Raw genomic sequence first — 22,566 nt, forward strand, 5'->3', positions numbered from 1 at the left:
AAAAGCCCCGTAATTTATACGGGGCTTTTTTATTTATTAGGTGCGATTAACTCATCGCGCTTTGTAACTTTTTCATTGCTGTTTTTTCTAGTTGACGAACACGCTCAGCTGATACGCTGTATTTTTCAGCCAACTCTTGCAGTGTTGCTTTGTCATCAGACAACCAACGTGCGCTGACGATATCTTGAGAACGCTCATCGAGTGTTTTCAAAGCGCTAAATAAACGAGTATGTGACTGTTCTTGCCATTGCTGCTGTTCAACCTCGTCGGCTAAATCAGTTGAGCCATCTGTTAGGTATTGTACCGGTGAATAGGTACTCATTGGCGCATCATCGTTATCGTCGCCCGTTAAATCAAAACCCATGTCTTGACCGCTCATACGCGATTCCATTTCACGTACTTCTTTTTCACTTACACCTAGCTCGCTCGCTACTGTACTTACTTCAGCCTGATTAAACCAACCTAAGCGTTTTTTATTTTTGCGTAAGTTAAAAAACAATTTACGTTGTGCTTTGGTTGTCGCGACTTTAACAATACGCCAGTTTTTTAATACAAACTCATGAATTTCAGCTTTAATCCAATGAACTGCAAACGAAACCAAACGTACGCCCACAGAGGGGTCAAAACGCTTTACTGCTTTCATCAGTCCAATGTTACCTTCTTGAATTAAATCAGCTTGCGGTAACCCATAACCCGAGTAGCTTTTAGCTATGTGCGCCACAAAGCGCAAATGCGACATAATGAGTTGTTTTGCAGCACTAAGGTCGCCTTCTTCCTGAAGTCTTTTTGCAAGTTCCTGCTCTTGCTCAACTTTAAGCATAGGAATAGTGCTAACAGCTTGGAGGTAACCGTCCATGCTTGCGCTTTGATTTCCAACTGTCAGTGCCATCGCGTATAAATCTTTACTCATTTTTCACCTCGGTGATAAACATTTGAAACCATCTTAGCACTCTTTAACTCAGAGTGCTAACTTGAATTTAAAACTTTTTTGAGTCATAAATCAAGTGGTTTTTTTAGTGTTAATACAGTCTACGCTAGACGACTGAATAACCTATGAATTAGGGCATTAAATGAAATTAAACTCCACTATTAATACCCTCTTCTTTATAGCGTACTGAAAATATATGACAACTAAACGTGTTAAACTTTATCGGGTTCTATTTCTGTTATGTAGCGATTGACCGATAAATAAGAGCCAATGAAACCTAAACTAGTAGCCAATAACACCAAGGCACCAAATTCATTGAGAGACAGCCCTATTAGCGTAAAACTGGTTTGATATACCCCGGCAACACTGCTAACCGCCGTAGATAGCCACCACATCATTAAAGCTACACAAATAAATGCAAACAACCCACCAATCACACCATACCAAATTCCAGTCCATAAAAAGGGCGCATGTATAAATGTATTGGTTGCGCCAACGAGTTTCATTACTTGTATTTCTTCTTTTTTATCCATAATAGATAAACGAATGGTGTTACCAATAATCAAGGTCACTGAGGTTAGTAATAATAGCGCAATGGTGATCACACTTTCTTTTAATAAACTCAATAATGCATTTAGCCGCTCAAGCCAAGCAATATCAAGCTTACCAAAATCGACCTCTCGTTCGCTTTCAAGTTTGTTTAGTAATAATTTAGCCGCATTAGGTTGGCTATGGTGCTGTGTTGGCGTGACTAAAACAACATTAGGTAACGGGTTACTATCTAAATACGCTAAAGCCTGACCAAACCCAGACATTTGCTTAAACTCTTCTAACGCCTCAGTACGAGAAATAAACGTTACGCTTTGTATTTCTGGATACAGTGCTAAACGCTTAACGAGAGTTTGCGTTTCTTGCTCGCTCATATTGTCTTTTACAAACAAGGATATTTCGCTGGCTTGCTCAAAACCACTACTCACTTGCTGTACATTTTTTACCACTAAGTATAGTGTTGCTGGCAAAGTTAAACTCAAACCCAGCACGGCAATGGTCATCATGGAGGCCAGTGGCGTACGCCACATTTCTCCTAAGCTATATACACCTTGGCGGAAAATATTAATAATAAAAAAGTAACCACCAGAAAAGACTGACTTTTTTTGCTTATCATTACTATTTTGACGGCTTTTAAACAGTAAGCTCATAATATCCCCTCAGCCAATGGATCTTGACTCATTCGCCCGTCATGAAGTGTTAAACTACGGTATTTCATTCGCGATACTAATCCTAAGTCATGGGTTGCAATTAAAACCGTAGTGCCATGCTTATTAAAGTCTTCAAACAGACGAAGTATTTCCATTGATAATTCGGGGTCTAAATTACCCGTTGGCTCATCAGCTAGTAATATAGGTGGAGAGTTTACTATGGCGCGTGCAATGCCTACACGTTGCTGCTCACCGCCAGAAAGCGTTGAGGGGTGGCAACGCACTTTATTTAACAAGCCTACTTTATCAAGTGCGCCATGTACGCGTTTAGCTACCTGCTTATGATGAGTGCCTTCGATAATTAAAGGTAACGCAACGTTATCGAATACTGTGTATCGTTCTAATAATCGATGGTTTTGAAAAATAATACCAATATCGCGGCGTGCATAAGGAATTTGCCGTGAGTTTAGCTTATTTAAATCCACTCCGTTAATAAATACGTTACCCGCTGAGGGGCGCTCCATCAGGCTAATGAGTTTTAAAAGTGTACTTTTGCCAGCGCCACTGTGGCCGGTTAAAAAAGCCAGTTCGCCAGGCTTTATATGAAAGCTCACTTTTTCAAGTGCACGATGTCCACCGGCATAGGTTTTACTTACTTGCTGAAAATTTATCATTTTTTATTATGCCAATCTCATTAAACGTCTAATGCAATTGGTATTCCTCGCAATTAAAAAGGGAGCAGGCTCCCTTTTGGTAAATTAAGCGTCATCCTCATCTTGACTAAATAGCGCATCAATAAAGTCATCGCTCTTGAAAGTACGTAAATCGTCAATGCTTTCGCCAACACCTATGTAGCGAATAGGAATATTAAACTTATCGGCAACCGCAAAAATAACCCCGCCTTTAGCAGTCCCATCAAGCTTTGATAGCGTAATACCTGTTAAGCCTACACATTGATTAAATAAATTTACTTGGCTAATGGCATTTTGGCCTGTGCCAGCATCAATAGTTAGCATCACTTCATGCGGTGCATCAGGGTCTACTTTTTTCATCACTCGGGCTATTTTTTCAAGCTCTTGCATTAAATTATCTTTATTTTGCAGCCGTCCTGCTGTATCGGCAATTAATACATCGACATTACGCGCTTTGGCAGCTTGAAAAGCATCAAATACCACCGATGCGCTATCTGCCCCGGTATGTTGTGCTATAACGGGAATGCCATTACGCTCGCCCCATACTTGAAGCTGCTCGACTGCTGCGGCCCTAAATGTATCACCGGCAGCAAGCATTACCGACTTACCTTGGTTTTGAAACTGTTTGGCCATTTTACCAATAGTGGTCGTTTTACCTACCCCATTTACACCCACCATAAGGATAACAAAGGGTTTCTTATCCGCTGGTATTGCTAATGGTTGCTCTGCTGTTTTTAGCATAGTAGCCATTTCTTGCTTCATAAGCTCATAAAGTGCATCACCATCTTTAAGTTGCTTACGATCAGCGGCATCAGTCAGGCTGTCAATTAGCTTCATGGTGGTATCAACACCAAGATCAGCCGTGAGCAACTGAGTTTCTAGCTCCTCAAATAATTCATCATCGATTTTTTTGCCACTAAAAATTGATGAAAATCCAGAGCCAATATTAACGCGAGTTTTAAGTAAACTTTTTTTAAGGCGAGAAAAAAAGCCTTCTTGTTTAGGTTTTTCAGCTTTTTTAGCGTCTTCCTGTGCAAGCTCTTCGGTGAGCCGCTGTTGCTCTAGGCGTTCAGCCTCCTCTTCAGCAGCTAAACGCTCAGCTTCTGCTTTCTCAGCCGCGATGCGTTGTTGCTCTAAACGCTCATTTTCAGCTTGTTCTGCTGCAATACGTGCTTGCTCTAAACGCCCGTTTTCTGCTGTTTCAGCCGCTATGCGTTCTTGTTCTAGCAGCATTTGTGCTTGTTGTTCTGCTAAACGTCCTGCTTGCGCTAGTCTTTGCTGCTCTGCATCAACCTGTTGTTTAGCCAATAGCTCTGCATTAGCTCGTTCTATTGCTTGTTTTTCTTCTGCCGCTGCACGTTCACGCTGAGCCTGTGCCTGTTTTTCTTGCGCTAAACGCTCATTCTCTGCTTTTTCGGCAGCTGTACGTTCTGCTTCAGCTTGTTCAGCAGCTATTCGGGCTTGTTCTAAGCGCTCAGACTCTGCTTCAGCTTGTAAACGTTCTGCCTCGGCTTTTTCTGCCTGCTCTTTTGCTAATGCTTGTTGTTTATCAGTTTCTGCTTGTTTTTTATCTGACTTGCCAAAACCGAGCCACGACATGAGTTTACTTTTTTTTGCCATACTTGCTAATAACCACTTATAAAAATCTGATAAACTAACGGTAACGATAACGTGCTTTTAAGCCTAAATAATTGCTTTTAACAATACGCTATCCTCGAGGGAGTATAATAGTAACACTTTTAGCGCAGTTGAAAAATGACGCGCCATGATATGATTGCAATATTATCTGAGCTAGATCATAGATACCAATTTTTAGTGAGTTAAATGAGAAAAAAAACCACACAAAATAACCCCATCAATAAATCAGCTGATGGCGTTATTAGAATTATTAGCGGCCAATATCGCGGCCGCAAACTGCCAGTAAAAGATGTTCAAGGCCTGCGCCCTACAACCGACCGAATTAAAGAAACCGTGTTTAATTGGTTAATGCACGACACCCGTGATGCGCGCACTCTCGATTGCTTTGCCGGCTCTGGTGGTTTGGGATTTGAAGCCTTGTCGCGGTTTGCCAAATACACCACATTTATAGAGCTTGATTCACAAGCAGCAAAGCAATTAACTGAAAACATTACCACCCTCAAAGCACAAAACGCGCAAGTACTTAACACTAATACACTGACGTTTTTAGAGAAAAAAAACACTGATGAGGCATTTAATTTAGTTTTTATTGACCCCCCTTTTCGTAAAAATTTGGCACAATCATGCTGTAATTTATTAGAAAATAACCAATGGCTTGACCCAAACGCACTGATATATGTTGAGGTAGAAACTGAGTTAACCACTTTCAAATCACCCAGTAACTGGCTGTTAATTAAAGAGAAAAAAGCTGGGCAAGTTTTTTGTCGGCTATATCAACGCGGTGCAAATTAACACTGTTTTAGCGGTCGGGTTTCTGTTAATATTATCCTTTACATGTGGTGTTGCTTCGGATTACAATACCGCACCATTTTTGAACCACTTGATCAATGTTTGATCAACTTGAGCAACGCTCATAATTTAGGTAGGTGAATTTTTAATGCCAGTAATTAAAGTAAGAGAGAACGAACCGTTTGACGTAGCACTTCGTCGCTTCAAGCGTTCATGTGAAAAAGCAGGTATACTTTCAGAAGTTCGTCGTCGCGAGCACTATGAAAAACCAACAGCTGAGCGTAAGCGCAAAAAAGCAGCTGCTGTTAAACGTCACATGAAAAAACTTTCTCGTGATAACGCTCGTCGCGTTAAATTATACTAATATAGTTGGTCTTGTATAAATGAGCCTTTTAATAACGCTAAAAGATGCACAAAAAGATGCGATGAAAGCCAAAGACAAACAACGTCTTAACCCTATTCGTATGGTACTTGCTGCAATCAAGCAACGTGAAATTGACGAGCAAATAACACTAGACGACGCAGGTATTACCTCCGTTATAGTGAAGCTTGTTAAACAACGTCGCGACTCTTACACTCAGTACAAAGATGCTGGGCGTGATGATTTAGCTGATATTGAAGCCAATGAAATTACAGCACTTGAAGCTTTTTTACCTCAACAATTGAGTGAAGAAGAAATCATTGCTCTCATTGACGCGGCTATTGCTGATACTAATGCAGCAGGTATGCAAGACATGGGTAAAGTTATGGGTATAATCAAAAGCAAAGCCGAAGGTCGTGCCGATATGGGCAAAATCTCAGGTTTAATTAAGCAACGATTAACAGCCTAATACTACTCACATACACTAAGTATGATTGAAGCAAACCGAGCCTTGAGCTCGGTTTCTTCGTTTTGGTATTTCCTCAAACTACGTCTAGGTGTATGTTTGACTATAGTACTTCAAAAAAATATGCATTTGTGTTCCAATCTTTGCGTATTATAATTGGTTTTCATCACTTTTTTATTTATCTTAGGGCTGTACTTTAAACAATGGCTGGAAAGATCCCACGCAACTTTATTGATGATTTATTGGCGCGAACCGATATTGTCGACTTGATTGACTCAAAGGTAGGGTTGAAAAAAGCGGGCAAAGACTATCAAGCTTGCTGTCCCTTTCATAATGAAAAATCGCCTTCGTTTACCGTATCACAAGATAAACAGTTTTATCATTGCTTTGGCTGCGGCGCTAACGGTAACGCAATTTCTTTTGTCATGGAGTACGACAAACTCGAGTTTGTTGATGCGATTGAAGAACTAGCAAGCTTACTTAACCTTGATGTTCCTCGTGAACAAGGAAGCAGTAATGGCCCAGAGCGTACCGCAGCACAAAAACGCTCCGACTATGATTTAATGCTTCATGCAGCACGCTTTTATCAGCATCAGTTAAAGCATCATAGTAACTCTGAAACAGTCATTGATTACGTTAAAGGCCGCGGGTTGAGCGGTGCAACCGTTAAAAAGTTTATGATAGGGTACGCGCCTAGCGAATGGGAAGGGCTATGCCAACAACTTGGTCGCAACCAAGAACAAAAAGAACAATTGGTCGAGCTTAAGCTCGCATCAGAAAAAACCCCTGGCAAACAGTTCGATTTTTTTCGTGATCGCTTAATGTTTCCAATTCGTGATAAACGCGGCCGCGTTATTGCTTTTGGTGGGCGAGTAATGCAAGCAGATCAAGGGCCAAAATACTTAAATTCTCCTGAAACACGAATATTTCATAAGGGCTTTGAACTCTATGGCCTGTATGAAGCTAAACAAGCGCATAAAAAGCTAGATCATGTTCTAATTGTAGAAGGTTATATGGACGTAGTCGCACTGTCCGAACAAGGTATAGAATACGCGGTTGCATCGCTTGGTACAGCCACAACCAGCGAGCATATGCACACTTTATTTAGAACCACAGATAAAGTAATTTGCTGTTACGATGGCGACCGAGCAGGTAAAGATGCGGCATGGCGCGCACTTGAAAACGCACTCCCCTACTTAAACGATGGCAAAGCACTGCATTTTGTATTTTTACCTGATGGTGAAGACCCCGATTCGTTAGTGCAACAAGAAGGTAAAAATGCTTTTGAGCAACGCCTTGAAAACGCAGATGACTTCACTAAAGTACTGTTTAACAAACTAAGTAAAGACATTGATTTAACACTTGATTCAGGTAAAGCTAAATTACTCAGTGCGGCATTACCTTTGATTGAAAAAATTCCAAGTGAGTTTTATCAAGAAAACATTCTTGAGCAGCTTGGACGATTAATTGGCCGCACCCGTGAGCAGCTTAATAATCGCTTAAAAACACCAAAACAACAGCATGCGGTTGAACGAAAATTTAAAATTACCCCCATGCGCCAAGCTATTGGAATTTTAATACAGCACCCATACCTAGCTAAAAGTGTCCCGTATTTACCCGATTTATCGCAAATGAATATAGCGGGTATTGGTTTATTATTACGCCTACAACATTATGCATTACAAAAAGATGGCATAACCACCGCGCAAATTCTTGAATCGTTTCGTGGTAGTGATGATTATGAGCCATTAACTAAACTGGCAACATGGCAACATCAAATAAATGAAGCGCGTTTAGAGACGGTTTTTCAAAATACTTTTAAATTTATTGAAGATCAGTGTTTAAATTATCGACTAGAGACCTTATTAATAAAAGACAAGACACAAGGTCTAAATAGCGATGAACGATTAGAATGTCACCTATTAACACAAGCTTTAAAAGGCACTAACAACTAGTCAAAAACGATTTTTGCTGTTATACTGTGCTATTCACTGCGTCACATTATTCGAGTTAGCCTTTGAGCAAACTTCATGATGGCGCCTGTTGTATCAACTTATCAGAGTGGAAGAAACAATCTCTATGGATCCAACTCCTCAGTCACAATTAAAACTTCTGATTCAAAAAGGTAAAGAGCAAGGCTACTTAACTTTTGCAGAAGTTAATGATCACCTTCCACAAGATATTATCGACTCAGATCAAGTAGAAGATATCATTAGCATGATTAATGACATGGGTATCAAGGTTAGCGAAAACGCGCCTGATGCTGATGAATTAATGATGCAAGAAACCACGACAGACGAAGACGCAGCGGAAGCTGCCGCTGCAGCCCTTGCTACTGTAGAAAAAGAAATTGGCCGTACAACGGACCCAGTACGCATGTACATGCGTGAAATGGGTACTGTTGAGCTTCTAACCCGTGAAGGCGAAATTGTTATCGCCAAGCGAATAGAAGAAGGTATTAACCAAGTTCAAATTTCGGTGGCGGAATACCCAGAAGCGATCACTTACCTACTAGAGCAGTGGGATAAATTTGAAGCAGAAGAGATGCGCCTTAGCGACATAATCTCTGGCTTTTTCGATCCTGATGCAGACGAAGCTCCCCCCATTGCTGCCACTAATATAGGCTCAGAGTTAAGCGAAAAACAGCTTGGTGATGACGACAGTGACGACGATGATAGCGATGATGAAGACGAAGAAGAAGTCGATACGGGTCCAGACCCTGAAGAAGCGCGCATGCACTTCGAGAAATTACGTGATTTATATATAAAAGCACGTGAAACATTCGATAAAAAAGGTCGTTCTCACCCAGAATCTCAAGCTGCTATTTTAGAAATTGGTGAGCTGTTTAGGACATTCAAACTAGTACCTAAACAATTTGATCGCATGGTTAATAACATGCGTGAAATGATGGATAGAGTGCGTGTTCAAGAGCGTCTGATCATGAAGCATGCAGTGCAAATTGCCAAGCTTCCAAAGAAAACGTTCGTTAAGCATTTTGCTAACAATGAAACAGATACCTCGTGGGTTGATGTTGAAATTGCAGCTAACGAAAAACACTCAGCTAAACTTGAAGAAGTGAAGCCTGAAATACTTCGTTGTATCAGCAAACTGACTTCAATGGAAGAAAGCACAGGCTTAAGCATTGAGCGTATTAAAGATATAAACCGTCGCATGAGTATTGGTGAAGCGAAAGCCCGCCGAGCTAAAAAAGAGATGGTAGAAGCGAATTTGCGTCTGGTTATTTCAATCGCTAAAAAATACACCAACCGAGGCTTACAATTCTTAGATTTAATCCAAGAAGGTAACATTGGTCTGATGAAGGCGGTAGATAAATTTGAATATCGTCGTGGTTATAAATTTTCTACTTATGCTACATGGTGGATACGCCAAGCAATTACACGCTCTATTGCTGACCAAGCAAGAACAATCCGTATTCCAGTACATATGATTGAGACGATCAATAAATTGAATCGTATTTCACGTCAAATGTTACAAGAAATGGGTCGTGAGCCAAATCCAGAAGAATTAGCTGAACGCATGATGATGCCTGAGGATAAAATCCGTAAGGTGCTTAAGATTGCTAAAGAGCCAATTTCAATGGAAACACCCATTGGTGATGATGAAGATTCGCACTTAGGCGATTTCATCGAAGACACCACTATCGACTCGCCTATTGATTCGGCAACAATGGAATCTCTACGTGGCGCAACTAACGATGTGCTCGCAGGCCTAACAGCCCGAGAAGCTAAAGTATTACGTATGCGTTTTGGTATTGATATGAATACCGATCACACACTAGAAGAAGTTGGTAAACAGTTTGACGTGACACGTGAACGTATTCGTCAAATTGAAGCGAAGGCACTGCGTAAATTACGCCACCCTTCTCGCTCTGATTTACTGAAAAGCTTTTTAGACGCTAAATAATCCAGCGTTCCTATTATAAGTTAACTCAAAAGGCCGCTGTAGCGGCCTTTTTTCTATTTCAAGGAAATAAACATGGCTTGGATCCAAATCCGCATCAATGCCAATGCTGCAACCGCTGATGCAATAAGTGACCTATTAATGGAAGCAGGCAGTGCCTCCGTGACCTTTATTGATGCAAAAGACACCCCTATTTATGAGCCTAAAATTGGCACCGTGGTATTTTGGGCTGACACCACAGTAATTGGTTTGTTCGAAGCGAATCATGATATGAACGCAGTGATTGCGTTATTAAAACGCCATGATGAACTAAAAGACACCTTAGTTTACAAAATTGAGCAACTCGAAGATAAAGACTGGGAACGTGAGTGGATGGATAACTTTCACCCTATTCAATTTGGTGAAAAACTGTGGATTTGCCCTAGTTGGCGCGATATTCCAGACCCAGATGCAGTGAATGTACTGCTTGACCCTGGCCTTGCTTTTGGTACTGGTACACATGCGACCACAGCGCTGTGTTTAAAATGGTTAGAAAGCCAAGACTTAACTGGTAAAACCGTGGTCGATTTTGGCTGTGGCTCAGGCATATTAGGTATTGCAGCAATAAAACTGGGGGCTGAGCGCATGATAGGGATAGACATTGACCCACAAGCGCTTGAAGCAAGCCTAGATAACGCTAATCGCAATGGTGTTGCTGACAAACTTGAAGTTTACCTTCCAGAAAACCAACCTGAGTTTACTGCTGACATTGTGGTGGCAAATATTTTAGCGCAACCACTGCGTGAGCTTCATAGTGTTATTTTAGGATTATTAAAGCCAGGTGGTAAAATTGCCATGTCGGGTATTTTAGAGGAGCAAGCCCAATCGGTTGCCGACATATATGCGCCCTTTATTGAGCTCGATGAGATTGCCGTTGAAGGCGATTGGACCCGAGTAAGTGGTACTAAAAAGATACAATAGTGCGTCATTAACAATTTAGAGTATTAACTCAAAAGTCGTATCTAAAGCCTGTATTTAACAGGCTTTACTATTTTTTTACATAATAAAAAATAAAGATTTTTTTATTATAAAACAACTAACGTTCAAAATTCACACAAATAAACCGCTCCGTCATACGGTTATCAAATGTCAATACGAAAAGAGCAAAAAAAAGTCACTTTTGTTCAATTTATAGCCTTTGATTTTTGCGTAAAAAGCCGTAAACTTAGCGCCCCTTGAAAAGAGGCCTATTGAATATCGTGCGTATCGGTTCATACCAACTTGAGAATAATGTCATTGTCGCGCCTATGGCAGGCATTACAGACAGACCATTTAGACAGCTATGTCGTCGTTTAGGCGCAGGCCTTGCTGTATCTGAAATGCTGTCGTCTAATCCAAAGGTTTGGAAAACCGAAAAGTCGATGAACCGAATGGATCATGCTGGTGAATCGGGTATACGGGCAGTGCAAATTGCAGGAGCAGATCCTGAGCTTATGGCGCAGGCCGCACAATTCAATGTTGCAAACGGTGCACAGATCATAGATATCAATATGGGGTGCCCAGCAAAAAAAGTGAACAAGAAACTTGCAGGCTCAGCCTTATTACAGTTTCCAGAACTTGTGGAAGAGATTATTGATGCCGTAGTGAATGCGGTTGATATACCTGTAACACTTAAAATCCGTACCGGATGGGATCAGGACAACCGTAATGGTGTAGAGATTGCAAGAATAGCTGAACGTTATGGCATTGCATCACTGGCTGTACATGGGCGCACGCGCGCATGTATGTATAAAGGTGATGCTGAGTACGCCACAATTAGGGATATAAAACGTTCAGTGTCGATACCTGTGGTTGCAAATGGCGATATTACATCACCAGAAAAAGCAAAGCAGGTTTTGGACTATACGGGTGCAGATGCCATTATGATTGGTCGAGCCGCCCAAGGTCGCCCTTGGATATTTAGGGAAATAGACCATTATTTGCGAACTGGTGAACATATGCAGCCACCTGCTATAGCAGAGGTGCGCAGTATTTTAATGGAGCATTTAACTAACCTCCATATGTTTTACGGTGAGCCGATGGGAGCACGAATCGCTCGTAAACATGTATCTTGGTATTTGCAAACCCATGACAGTGACGGTCAGTTTAGGCGAGTATTTAATGCGATCGACAACTCACAAACGCAAGTTGACGCATTAGAACAATACTTTAAAACACTAGCAGCTAACTAAGAAAGAAAGAGATATAAACAATGTTCGAACAAAACGTGACTTCTCCATTTATTACTAACCCTCATGTTCAGTCGCACGAGAAACCGCAGCCATTGCGTGATGCAGTAAAAAAAGCTGTTCACCACTACCTGAAGCAGCTTAACGGTCAAGATGTGCAAGATGTTTACGACCTTGTTCTTTCAGAGCTAGAAGCACCATTGCTTGAAGAAGTAATGACTTACACACGTGGCAACCAAACTCGTGCGGCAATTTTACTAGGTATCAACCGTGGTACTTTACGTAAAAAACTGAAAAAATACGGCATGAATTAATAACGATGGTATTGATATTGTAATTGCTTTGATGCGCTTACCGATTCAATACAGTGAATGTGTTTGTATAAAGCATTCTTAGAAAAGCACCTTAGGGTGCTTTTTTTATATTAACGAAATTGCAAAATGCTCACGCTTTATGGGTCGTTATAAGTCGTTTTTTGAGTCGTAATCAGTTAAAATACGCGCTTCTAAGCTAGCTCATTAACTGAGGAAATTAAACTACAATGGATACACATCGTCCTATACGTCGCGCACTTTTGAGTGTGTCAGACAAAACCGGTATTGTTGAATTTGCCCGTGCATTAGAAGCACAAGGTGTTGAAATACTTTCAACTGGCGGCACGTGTAAACTACTTGCTGATAATGCGATTAAAGTCACTGAAGTATCAGATCACACCGGTCACCCTGAAATCATGGATGGTCGCGTAAAAACCCTACACCCAAAAATTCACGGCGGTATTCTTGCTCGTCGTGGTCAAGATGAAGACGTAATGGCAGAAAACAACATTTCTGCTATCGACATCGTTGTAGTTAACTTATACCCCTTTGCGAATACTGTCGCTCAAGAAAACTGCAGCCTTGAGGATGCCATTGAAAACATCGATATTGGCGGCCCAACCATGGTACGTGCGGCAGCTAAAAATCATAAAGATGTAACCATTGTTGTTAACGCTAAAGACTACGAGCGCGTTATTAGCGAGATGCAAAATAATAACGGCTCAACAAGCTACAAAACACGCTTTGACTTAGCTATTGCAGCGTATGAACACACAGCCCAGTACGATGGCATGATTGCTAACTACTTCGGTAAAATGGTTGCTGATTACACAGAGGAAGCGGCAGAGGAAACTAAGTTCCCGCGTACCATCAATATGCAATTCACTAAAAAGCAAGATATGCGCTACGGTGAAAATTCGCATCAAGATGCCGCGTTTTATGTTGAAAATGACATTAGCGAAGCGTCAGTGGCAACCGCCACTCAACTGCAAGGCAAAGCATTGTCATTTAACAATATTGCCGACACCGATGCGGCACTGGAGTGCGTAAAAGAATTTGATGTACCTGCGTGTGTCATTGTTAAACACGCTAACCCTTGTGGCGTTTCAATTGGCGGCAATATTTTAGAAGCTTACGAGCGCGCTTTTAAAACTGACCCAACATCAGCGTTTGGTGGGATTATCGCCTTTAACCAAGAGCTTGATGCCAACACTGCACAAGCGATTGTTGAACGTCAATTTGTTGAAGTGATTATTGCGCCAAGCGTAAGCGCTGAAGCCGCTCAAATAGTCTCTGCTAAGCAAAATGTGCGTTTATTAGCATGTGGTGAGTTCTCTGCTAAAGGTGCAGGCCATGACATTAAACGCGTTAATGGCGGTGTACTTATTCAAGACCGTGATTTAGGCATGATAACGCAAGGCGACTTAAAAGTGGTGTCTAAACGCCAACCTACTGAACAAGAGCTTAAAGATTTATTATTTTGCTGGAAAGTAGCTAAGTTTGTTAAATCGAACGCCATTGTTTATGCCCGTGACGGCATGACCATTGGCGTAGGCGCAGGCCAAATGAGCCGTGTTTACTCAGCTAAAATTGCTGGCATTAAAGCCGCAGATGAAAACCTTGAAGTAAAAGGCTCGGTAATGGCATCGGATGCATTTTTTCCATTTCGCGATGGTATTGATGCAGCTGCGGCCGCAGGTATTACTGGCGTTATTCAACCGGGTGGCTCTATGCGCGATGAAGAAGTCATTGCCGCCGCTGATGAAGCCGGTATGGCAATGGTATTTACGGGTATGCGCCATTTCCGCCATTAATCACTTAAAGAGCTAACGGGTTCAGTTAGCTCTTTTTGTTTGCATTAAATTCACGTATTCTGCTTATTCTATAACCATGACTAACAATTATAATGTGAAGGATTAAACGATGAAATTTGCACTAAAAACACTACTGGTTGCCACGCTGTCATTAAGCTCAACAATTGCATTGGCACACAACCATGGCCACGACTCAGCATTACACCAAGCGGTTAAAGCAAGCGAGCGCAGCAGTGAACGCGACCAATACCGCAATCCTGTAGAAACACTGGAATTTTTTGGCTTTAAACCAACAATGACTGTGGTAGAAATTGCTCCAGGGGGTGGTTGGTACAGTGAAATTTTAGCGCCAGCACTAAAAGAGCAAGGCACCTATTATGCTGCGCACTTCCCTGCTGATTCATCGGTTGGTTACTACCAACGCGCTTTAGCAGGCTTTAAAGCCAAAATAGCTGAAGATACTCGTTTTAGTAACGTTAAACTCACTGAGTTTGCTCCTTCTACACATTTAGATATTGCTCCTGCTGGTAGCGCCGATATGGTGCTTACTTTTCGTAATGTCCATAACTGGTACATGAGCAAAGATAAAGACGCAGCAAGTAATGCGTTTAAGTCTTTTTATAAAGCGCTTAAACCAGGCGGCACGTTGGGTGTGGTTGAACACCGTCTACCAGAAGCGCAAGATGATGACATGCAAAAATCATCAGGTTATATGAAGCAAAGTGTGGTTATTGCCCTTGCTGAGCAAGCTGGTTTTGAACTTGAAGCAAACAGTGATATTAATGCAAACCCTCTTGATACAGCCGATCACCCTAAAGGGGTATGGACGCTTCCACCTAGCCTTAGACTTGGCGAGCAAGATGCCGCGAAATATAAAGCCATAGGTGAAAGCGATCGCATGACGCTGAAATTTAAAAAACCGCTTTAAATAGGATATTCGCCATGAATGTATTAGTCATTGGCAGCGGCGGCCGTGAACACGCACTTGCGTTTAAGGCCGCTCAAAATACAAAAGTACGCACTGTGTATGTTGCACCTGGTAATGCCGGTACTGCGCTTGAGCCAAAACTTGAAAACGTAGCAATTAACGTTGAAGATTTAGATGGACTGCTTAGCTTTGCGCAACAAAATAATGTTGAGCTAACCATTGTTGGCCCTGAAATACCGCTAGTGTTAGGTGTTGTTGATAAGTTTCGTGAACACAACTTAGCTATTTTCGGCCCAACAGCGGGAGCTGCACAGCTTGAAGGCTCTAAATCGTTCACTAAGGACTTTTTAGCCCGTCATGCTATTCCAACTGCCGATTACCAAACCTTTGAAAAAATCGACCCTGCGCTTGCTTATTTAAAAGAAAAAGGCGCACCGATTGTTATTAAAGCCGATGGTTTAGCCGCGGGCAAAGGCGTGATTGTTGCCATGACCGAACACGATGCTGAAGAGGCAATTCGCGATATGCTGGCGGGTAATGCCTTTGGTGAAGCCGGTAGCCGTGTGGTAATAGAAGAGTTCTTAGAAGGCGAAGAGGCGTCGTTTATTGTGATGGTTGATGGTAAAAACGTACTCCCGTTTGCCACCAGTCAAGATCATAAACGTGCTTATAATGGCGATGCGGGCCCAAATACCGGCGGTATGGGTGCATACTCACCAGCGCCTGTAGTAACCGATGAAATTCATCAGCGTATTATGAACGAAGTGATTTACCCTACGGTAGAAGGTATGGCAAGCGAAGGTCATCCATACACTGGCTTTTTATATGCAGGCTTAATGATAGATGAGTCAGGTACACCAAAGGTTATTGAATATAACTGTCGTTTTGGCGACCCTGAAACACAACCTATGATGCTACGCTTACAATCAGACTTAGTTGAATTGATTGAAGCTGCTAACCGTGTAGAGCTTGATAAAACCACCATTGAGTTTGATTCACGCGCTGCAGTAGGTGTTGTTTTAGCCGCTAAAGGCTACCCAGATAGCTACCCGAAAGGTGATGCAATCAGTGGTCTAAAAGCAACCTACCCTGAAGGCGAAAAAGTCTTTCATGCAGGCACTAAGCAAGACGGCGATAAGGTAGTCACTGCCGGTGGCCGTGTACTGTGTGCAACCGCACTGGGTAATACAGTAACCGAAGCGCAACAGCGTGCCTATAAACTGGTTGATGAACTCAGCTGGGATGGCATGCAATACCGCACAGATATTGCTTATAGAGCCGTTGCTCGCGAGCAGTAATGATATAAATAAATTCATTAAACTTTATAAGCGCAGATTATCTGCGCTTTTTACTGCTACACTATAAAAAAGTAATCAGGGCATCGATTAATATTGGAATTTAAAACCTTGCGCTATCATGCAATAGCGGTCGTCATACTTATTTTTATCTTTTTTATTATCAGCACATTGGCAACAAACTTTGTGATGCCCTCACGTTATACCATAGACAAAATAACCCCTATATACCTTGATCATGCGTACCACATAGATGAAACCAAAACACTAAGCTTTGAACAGGTAATGAGCAAGCAGGCGCAATTTACTAAGCAAAAATTTAACGACATTCCTTGGAGCTTTAAACAGCAAAATTACTGGTTATTTCTTGATTTAGAAAATAAAAGTACACGACAAGAAGATGTAGTTGCGCATTTTGATAACCCTATGGTCGATCACCTCACTGTATATCGGCTCAATAATAACAACCAACTACTGGATACTTATAAGCTCGGCGATAAAGAATCACGCCTGACACTTTTTAAATACAGTGTACCGCATATTCGTTTTAACCTTGATGGTCAATCTACGCAACGCCTGATTATAAAAATAGATACTGTGGGGATCAGTAAAACGCCAGTTCATTTATATCGACATAAAGAATTTGTTGATTTAGTTCGCTCACAAACAGGTATTTGGGGAATTTTTGTGGGTGTGCTATTAATGGCCTCACTGTATAACTTATTGCTGTATTTTGGCATTAAAGACCGCGTGTATTTGGTTTATATTGGCTACATTATTAGCGCAATTGCCTTAATGGGAACCGTACTTGGATTTGGCTTTTACTTATGGCCGCTTCAATGGCAATTATTTATCCATGAAAAAATTGTCGTGTTTAATTACACCATCGCATTTTTCACCCTCGCTTTTTGCATACTGTTTTTACGTTATCATAAAGACGGCTGCTGGCGTTATAAATTAAGTATTGGGTTACTAAGGCTAATGGGTGTACTCGGCGTATTAAGTTTTTTTATTCCCGAAAATATAGCGGCCCCCCTATTTTTTGTGATCTTGGGACTGCTTTATATCGTCTGCTTTATTTTAATTTATAACAAATTAAAAAGTGGTTTTCGGTGGGCTAAGTTTTATGTACTCTCTTGGGTGCCATTGATTATTGGCGCAGCCATACAACCTTTAGAGCTCACAGGCATTATTAATTATAGCTTTTCAATACGCCATGCTTTTTTAATGGCTATCTTATGTGAGATTGTATTAATGGCAATGGCACTGGCTGATCGCGTTCGTTATCAGCGAGAGCGCGCTTTATATCATGCAACCCATACCCAACAAACAAAGTTACTCAATAGCGCAAGACTAAAATATGCCTTTATGGCATTAAAAGCACAACAACGCTCCACCACCTTATGTTTAGTAAAAATTCGCCACTTTAATTCTTTAAACACCATAATTACCCCAGCGCAAGGATATGACTTAATTAAGCATGTTGCTCGAGAACTCGAGCGCCAATTAAACTTTGAAAGAGAGTTTTTTAACCTAAACGATGAGATTAATCAGCCTGCTAAAATCGCTGATTTAGGTAGCGGCGTATTCGCCTGTATTTCTACTAAGAATCAAAGCCAGCAAATGCTTGAAGAATTGCTTAAAAAAACAGTAGATAAGTTACCAAAAACATACCAAATTAAGGGCTTAGATCTGCAATTAAATTACAGCGTGGGTATAAGTGCTTTTGGTAAACGTAATGACTTTGAGTTTTGGTTAAAACAAGGCTATTTAGCATTGCATGATGCTAAACATAGCCTCACCAAGATAAACTCAGCAACTGAGTACAGCAATTTAGCAATGGACGTTACTTTAGCCGCAAAGTTACAACACGCGATAAGAACTAACGAACTGGCTCTTTTTTATCAGCCACAAATCAACTTAAGCAATAATAGTGTAAATGGTGCTGAAGCCTTACTGCGATGGCCTAATGCAGAATTTAAAAATATTTCCATAGAAAAGCTCATTTTACTCGCCGAACATACCGGTATTATTAATGAATTAACCCTGTGGGTTATAGAGCAAGCCTGCAAAGACATTGTAAAACTCACTACTGAAGGCATCACTGATCATAGTATTAGTGTGAACTTAAGTGCAAAAAATCTAACTATCGCTAATTTAACTGAAAAAGTAGAAAATATATTAATTAAGTATCAAGTTCCCCCATATTTATTGAAATTTGAGCTAACTGAATCTGCCTTCGTTGAGAGTCAAGAGGCATTAATTACCTTGGTTAATGAGCTTGCAACACTTGGCGTTAAAGTTGTGCTAGATGATTTTGGTACTGGCTACTCATCACTGAGTTACCTCGTCAATTATCACTTTAGCGAACTTAAAGTGGATAAATCGTTTGTGTTTGATTTAACCGATAACCGCGCTCATCAGGTGATTGTACAAACGGCTATTGATATGGCGCATAATTTAGGGCTTACAATCACCATTGAAGGGGTAGAAACTCAAGAAGCTCATGAGTTACTTAAAACCATGAACGCTGATCGTACTCAAGGTTACTTGTATGCCAAAGCACTTTCTTATAATAAATATTTAGCCTTCTTAAACAGCCAATACCGCTTAAAAATGTTAAACTCCCCTCTTTAACATCTTTGGGGCCAAGTAAAGATGCAAGGTACACTGCGTAAATTAAAGTCGAGCTTAACCGAGCCTGTTCAATATCACTTACCTGTCGGCGATGAGTTAGTTGATTTAAACGCCTTAATAGGTAAGCAGCTAACGCTTACCTTTAGTGGCACAATTGTGTGTGCTAACTGTGGTAAAAAAACCAAAAAAAGCTACTCTCAAGGGCATTGCTTTGTTTGTATGCGAAAACTTGCTAGCTGCGATATGTGTATTATGAAGCCTGAAACCTGCCATTACAGCCAAGGTACTTGTCGTGAGCCACAGTGGGGGGAAGAAAATTGCATGATCCCACATTATGTATACCTTGCAAATACATCAGGGTTAAAGGTTGGCATTACTCGCCACACCCAAATCCCTACTCGCTGGATTGATCAGGGTGCGACCCAAGCCTTACCCATTTTTAAAGTGCAAACTCGTTTGCAATCTGGCTTAGTTGAGGTGGCATTAGCTCAGTTTATTGCTGATAAAACCAATTGGCGCAATATGCTTAAAGGACAAAACGAGGCGCTTGATTTAAAAGCTGCGGCCGCTGAACTTATTCCACAAATTAACGAAAAGCTCACAGAACTGAGCGAATTATTTGGCGCAACCGCGATTGAACAGCTTGATGAAGACATGGTGAACCTTGATTTCCCAGTAAGCCAATACCCAAGTAAAATTAGTTCGTTTAACTTTGATAAAAACCCCGTTGTTAGCGGTATTTTGCAGGGTATTAAAGGCCAGTATTTAATTTTTGACAACGGCGTTATTAATATTCGTAAATTCACCTCTTATGAAGTGAGTGTAGGTACAGAGTAACCGTTAGCGGCTTGATTATAAAACGCTATCCACTGTTGCTGCGTTAGTGGGTAGCAATAATAATAACCCTGAATAATATTACAGCCTAACCCTGCTAAGTGTGCCTTTTGTGAGGCATGCTCAACCCCTTCGGCCACAACCATCAACCCCAAACTGGTTGCCATAGCAATAATGGCAGACACAATTTGGCTATTACCATATTCATCCGGAATTTTAGCAATAAAGCTGGCATCTATTTTTAATGTGTTAAACGGTAATTTAGTTAAATAACTCAGCGCCGAATACCCCGTGCCAAAATCATCCAGCGCAATATGTACGCCTAGTGCTTTAAGCTGTTGTAGCTGTTTTTTTGCCTGTGAAAATGAGCTAATAAAGCTACTTTCGGTCAGTTCAATTTCAAGTAAGCTGCCAGGTAATTGATAACGCTCCAGCATGGCTTTTATATTGTCGGCCAACTTACCTTGGCTCAAGTGACAAGCCGATACATTAATCGCTAAACGTCCGGCGTTAATTCCTTTTTCTTGCCAAAGGGTTAACTCTTTACCAGCTTGATTTATAACCCACAAATCTAATCGAACAACTAAACCTAACTCTTCGGCAAGCGGGATAAACTGCGCCGGAGAAATAACCCCTAAGTTTGGATCATGCCAACGCAGTAGTGCTTCCGCTCCCATAATAGTGCCTGTTGTTAAACACTGTTTAGGCTGAAAATAAAGTGTAAATTCATCATTTTCGAGCGCATGTTGAAAGCGACTCATCATCGCTAAACGCTCTAAAGACCGCGCATTCATTGAAGGTTGAAATAATTGAAAGGAATTGCGACCGACATCTTTTGAACGATACATAGCAATATCAGCATGTTTTAATAATGTTTCACTGTCTAAGCCATCATCAGGATAAACGGCTGCGCCTATAGACGCGGTAACCCCTACTTCAAATCCTTCAAGCTTAAACGGTGTATTTAAGTGGTTTAAAATATTTTCAGCTAGGTTTATAACGCCTTTTACGCTATTAACCTCACACAGTACAACAAACTCATCCCCTCCTAATCGGGCTAGTGTATCCCCTTCATTAAGGGTACTAATGATACGCTCTGATACAAACTTTAATAAGGTGTCGCCCGCATTATGCCCTAAGCTGTCGTTAACCTCTTTAAAGCGATCAAGATCAATAAACATCACTGCTAACATCTGTTTATCTCTGTGAGCAGAAGCGAGTGCCATAGAGAGCCTATCATTAAATAAGCGCCGGTTAGGCAAGCCAGTTAGTTCATCAAAATACGCCAACTGAACCACTTTTTCTTCTGCGCTTTTTCGCTCTGTTATGTCACTAAAAATAGCGGCGTAAATAACATCACTATGGCTTGGCTCTTTTATTTCAATAATACTGAGCCACTCAATATAAATGTCACCGCACTTTTTACGATTATAAATTTCTCCCTGCCATACGCCTGTTTTGGCAAGCGAGTCCCACATTTTCATGTAAAAGTTTTTATCATGGCGGCCTGAGCTCAGCATATTTGGCCGCTTGCCAATCACCTCAAACTCTTTGTAACCAGTTAAATGGGTAAATGCGGGGTTTACTTGCAAAATGACGCCATTTGAGTCGGTGATCATAATGCCATCTAGGGAGGAGTCGATAATTTTATTGGCTAAAAATAAATTACGCTGTGAATTTTGTAACGCAATATCACGCTGCTCAAGTACTTTTTCAAGCTCATAACAATAAGCAGTTTCAATTTTATGAATTAAGTTTTCAAGCGACAACACGCCATTAATTTGATCGTTTTCGCTAACCACTAAATGACGTACATTGCTTCGTGACATCAGCCTGTAGGCATCAAAAAGGCTATCTTGCGGGCTTATTTTATACAGTGGGCGGCTAGCTAAATCCCAACAAACATGATGATTGTGTTGCTCGGTAATAAGCTTTAATAAATCGCGTTGAGTAATTATACCATGAGCATTTTCGTCTTCATTAAATACCAAAATGACCTTTTCAGCGTATTCTCTCATTAAACTTACAGCGTCATTAATTGCTAATGAACCCGATACCACTCTTATATTTTTATTATATTGATCGTTTATTGGTTTAAATTGTAGGTAATGCTCTAATCCTTGGTTACTAACAATATCAGTAAGACTGATCACACCACAGGGGTTATTATTAGCATCTGTTACTAATAAGTGCTTAACGCCATATTTATTAAATGCCATAGCAGTATCGGTTAATAATTGCTGGCTGAACACACTAAATACCGGGCTCGACATCACTTTTTCAATCGTTACTTGTCTGAGTAAATGATCAGAAAAATTCAGCGTTAAACAATCAGTTTCAGTCCACACACCTACTATTTTTTGCTCTTGCCTCACAAAAATTGCGCTAACATTATGTGCACGCATTAGTTTCACCGCTTCAATTAAAGGGGTATCCTCTGTGCAGGCAATCACTTTATTAGTGAATACATCGCTGACTTTTTGATAACGGCTGGTGTGAGGCATTGCTTTTACTTCCAAAGTTAAACCAATACTCGATTATAA

At 41.0% G+C, this 22,566-nt stretch carries 18 protein-coding genes; 13 read left to right on the forward strand and 5 right to left on the reverse strand.

The features are described 5' to 3' along the window. Window positions 1-46: 46 nt before the first annotated feature. The 4 genes from rpoH to ftsY all read right to left on the reverse strand — a co-directional run bounded on the left by rpoH (window position 47) and on the right by ftsY (window position 4,439). Complete coding sequence (gene rpoH, locus AC6H44_RS13250) at window positions 47-910, reverse strand: RNA polymerase sigma factor RpoH (RefSeq protein ID WP_500736056.1); 864 nt, start codon at window positions 908-910, stop codon at window positions 47-49. A gap of 230 nt (window positions 911-1,140) precedes the next feature. Next, window positions 1,141-2,127 carry a permease-like cell division protein FtsX gene (gene ftsX, locus AC6H44_RS13255; protein WP_500736058.1) on the reverse strand — a complete coding sequence of 329 codons (987 nt, stop codon included), beginning with the start codon at window positions 2,125-2,127 and terminating at the stop codon, window positions 1,141-1,143. Then, the gene (ftsE, locus tag AC6H44_RS13260) at window positions 2,124-2,801 is read right to left on the reverse strand and encodes a cell division ATP-binding protein FtsE (protein ID WP_500736060.1); all 678 of its coding nucleotides are present in this window, start codon (window positions 2,799-2,801) and stop codon (window positions 2,124-2,126) included. The genes ftsX and ftsE overlap by 4 nt, the downstream gene beginning before the upstream one ends. An 84-nt stretch (window positions 2,802-2,885) precedes the next feature. Next, on the reverse strand, window positions 2,886-4,439 hold the full coding sequence (gene ftsY / locus AC6H44_RS13265) for a signal recognition particle-docking protein FtsY (RefSeq protein WP_500736062.1): 1,554 nt from the start codon (window positions 4,437-4,439) through the stop codon (window positions 2,886-2,888). A gap of 204 nt (window positions 4,440-4,643) precedes the next feature. Here ftsY and rsmD point away from each other — a divergent pair, with 204 nt between their 5' ends. The 13 genes from rsmD to AC6H44_RS13330 all read left to right on the forward strand — a co-directional run bounded on the left by rsmD (window position 4,644) and on the right by AC6H44_RS13330 (window position 20,026). Beyond that, window positions 4,644-5,249: a 16S rRNA (guanine(966)-N(2))-methyltransferase RsmD gene (gene rsmD / locus AC6H44_RS13270; RefSeq protein WP_500736064.1), complete on the forward strand. Its 606-nt coding sequence runs from the start codon at window positions 4,644-4,646 to the stop codon at window positions 5,247-5,249. Between the two features lie 145 nt (window positions 5,250-5,394). Further along, complete coding sequence (gene rpsU, locus AC6H44_RS13275) at window positions 5,395-5,610, forward strand: 30S ribosomal protein S21 (RefSeq protein WP_002957797.1); 216 nt, start codon at window positions 5,395-5,397, stop codon at window positions 5,608-5,610. 19 nt (window positions 5,611-5,629) lie between these two features. After that, entirely contained in the window at window positions 5,630-6,076 is a 447-nt protein-coding gene (locus AC6H44_RS13280) for a GatB/YqeY domain-containing protein (protein ID WP_500736066.1), read from the forward strand. Between the two features lie 200 nt (window positions 6,077-6,276). Further along, window positions 6,277-8,028, forward strand: coding sequence for a DNA primase (dnaG, locus tag AC6H44_RS13285; RefSeq protein WP_500736067.1), 1,752 nt, complete (start codon window positions 6,277-6,279; stop codon window positions 8,026-8,028). 124 nt (window positions 8,029-8,152) lie between these two features. Continuing rightward, entirely contained in the window at window positions 8,153-9,997 is a 1,845-nt protein-coding gene (rpoD, locus tag AC6H44_RS13290) for an RNA polymerase sigma factor RpoD (protein ID WP_500736068.1), read from the forward strand. Between the two features lie 72 nt (window positions 9,998-10,069). Further along, window positions 10,070-10,954 (forward strand): 50S ribosomal protein L11 methyltransferase, encoded by an 885-nt coding sequence (gene prmA, locus AC6H44_RS13295; protein ID WP_500736069.1) that lies wholly within the window; start codon window positions 10,070-10,072, stop codon window positions 10,952-10,954. A 278-nt stretch (window positions 10,955-11,232) separates the two neighbouring features. Beyond that, a complete protein-coding gene (gene dusB / locus AC6H44_RS13300) occupies window positions 11,233-12,204 on the forward strand; it encodes a tRNA dihydrouridine synthase DusB (RefSeq protein ID WP_500738436.1) in 972 nt (323 codons plus the stop codon). Between the two features lie 20 nt (window positions 12,205-12,224). Beyond that, a complete protein-coding gene (fis, locus tag AC6H44_RS13305; RefSeq protein WP_002957804.1) occupies window positions 12,225-12,515 on the forward strand; it encodes a DNA-binding transcriptional regulator Fis in 291 nt (96 codons plus the stop codon). A 227-nt stretch (window positions 12,516-12,742) separates the two neighbouring features. Further along, window positions 12,743-14,329, forward strand: a complete 1,587-nt coding sequence (purH, locus tag AC6H44_RS13310) for a bifunctional phosphoribosylaminoimidazolecarboxamide formyltransferase/IMP cyclohydrolase (RefSeq protein ID WP_500736071.1) — start codon at window positions 12,743-12,745, stop codon at window positions 14,327-14,329. 109 nt (window positions 14,330-14,438) lie between these two features. Continuing rightward, on the forward strand, window positions 14,439-15,257 hold the full coding sequence (locus AC6H44_RS13315) for a class I SAM-dependent methyltransferase (protein ID WP_500736073.1): 819 nt from the start codon (window positions 14,439-14,441) through the stop codon (window positions 15,255-15,257). Window positions 15,258-15,271: 14 nt separating this feature from the next. Beyond that, window positions 15,272-16,555, forward strand: a complete 1,284-nt coding sequence (gene purD / locus AC6H44_RS13320; RefSeq protein ID WP_500736074.1) for a phosphoribosylamine--glycine ligase — start codon at window positions 15,272-15,274, stop codon at window positions 16,553-16,555. A gap of 93 nt (window positions 16,556-16,648) precedes the next feature. Next, a complete protein-coding gene (locus tag AC6H44_RS13325; protein ID WP_500736075.1) occupies window positions 16,649-19,189 on the forward strand; it encodes an EAL domain-containing protein in 2,541 nt (846 codons plus the stop codon). Window positions 19,190-19,210: 21 nt separating this feature from the next. Beyond that, on the forward strand, window positions 19,211-20,026 hold the full coding sequence (locus tag AC6H44_RS13330; RefSeq protein ID WP_500736076.1) for a DUF2797 domain-containing protein: 816 nt from the start codon (window positions 19,211-19,213) through the stop codon (window positions 20,024-20,026). Here AC6H44_RS13330 and AC6H44_RS13335 read toward each other — a convergent pair. Further along, on the reverse strand, window positions 19,999-22,527 hold the full coding sequence (locus AC6H44_RS13335; RefSeq protein ID WP_500736077.1) for an EAL domain-containing protein: 2,529 nt from the start codon (window positions 22,525-22,527) through the stop codon (window positions 19,999-20,001). The two genes, AC6H44_RS13330 and AC6H44_RS13335, sit on opposite strands and share 28 nt — an antisense overlap. Window positions 22,528-22,566 lie beyond the last annotated feature (39 nt).

The organism is Pseudoalteromonas sp. TAP-3C (assembly GCF_059888565.1).

Bases quoted from the DNA above. Each gene is read 5' to 3' on its own strand.
- ftsY (WP_500736062.1), bottom strand. From the start codon at position 4,439: ATGGCAAAAAAAAGTAAACTCATGTCGTGGCTCGGTTTTGGCAAGTCA.
- prmA (WP_500736069.1), top strand. From the start codon at position 10,070: ATGGCTTGGATCCAAATCCGCATCAATGCCAATGCTGCAACCGCTGAT.
- ftsX (WP_500736058.1), bottom strand. From the start codon at position 2,127: ATGAGCTTACTGTTTAAAAGCCGTCAAAATAGTAATGATAAGCAAAAA.
- rpsU (WP_002957797.1), top strand. From the start codon at position 5,395: ATGCCAGTAATTAAAGTAAGAGAGAACGAACCGTTTGACGTAGCACTT.
- purD (WP_500736074.1), top strand. From the start codon at position 15,272: ATGAATGTATTAGTCATTGGCAGCGGCGGCCGTGAACACGCACTTGCG.
- AC6H44_RS13315 (WP_500736073.1), top strand. From the start codon at position 14,439: ATGAAATTTGCACTAAAAACACTACTGGTTGCCACGCTGTCATTAAGC.
- rpoH (WP_500736056.1), bottom strand. From the start codon at position 910: ATGAGTAAAGATTTATACGCGATGGCACTGACAGTTGGAAATCAAAGC.
- fis (WP_002957804.1), top strand. From the start codon at position 12,225: ATGTTCGAACAAAACGTGACTTCTCCATTTATTACTAACCCTCATGTT.
- AC6H44_RS13335 (WP_500736077.1), bottom strand. From the start codon at position 22,527: ATGCCTCACACCAGCCGTTATCAAAAAGTCAGCGATGTATTCACTAAT.
- AC6H44_RS13280 (WP_500736066.1), top strand. From the start codon at position 5,630: ATGAGCCTTTTAATAACGCTAAAAGATGCACAAAAAGATGCGATGAAA.
- rsmD (WP_500736064.1), top strand. From the start codon at position 4,644: ATGAGAAAAAAAACCACACAAAATAACCCCATCAATAAATCAGCTGAT.
- purH (WP_500736071.1), top strand. From the start codon at position 12,743: ATGGATACACATCGTCCTATACGTCGCGCACTTTTGAGTGTGTCAGAC.
- dnaG (WP_500736067.1), top strand. From the start codon at position 6,277: ATGGCTGGAAAGATCCCACGCAACTTTATTGATGATTTATTGGCGCGA.
- AC6H44_RS13330 (WP_500736076.1), top strand. From the start codon at position 19,211: ATGCAAGGTACACTGCGTAAATTAAAGTCGAGCTTAACCGAGCCTGTT.
- rpoD (WP_500736068.1), top strand. From the start codon at position 8,153: ATGGATCCAACTCCTCAGTCACAATTAAAACTTCTGATTCAAAAAGGT.
- ftsE (WP_500736060.1), bottom strand. From the start codon at position 2,801: ATGATAAATTTTCAGCAAGTAAGTAAAACCTATGCCGGTGGACATCGT.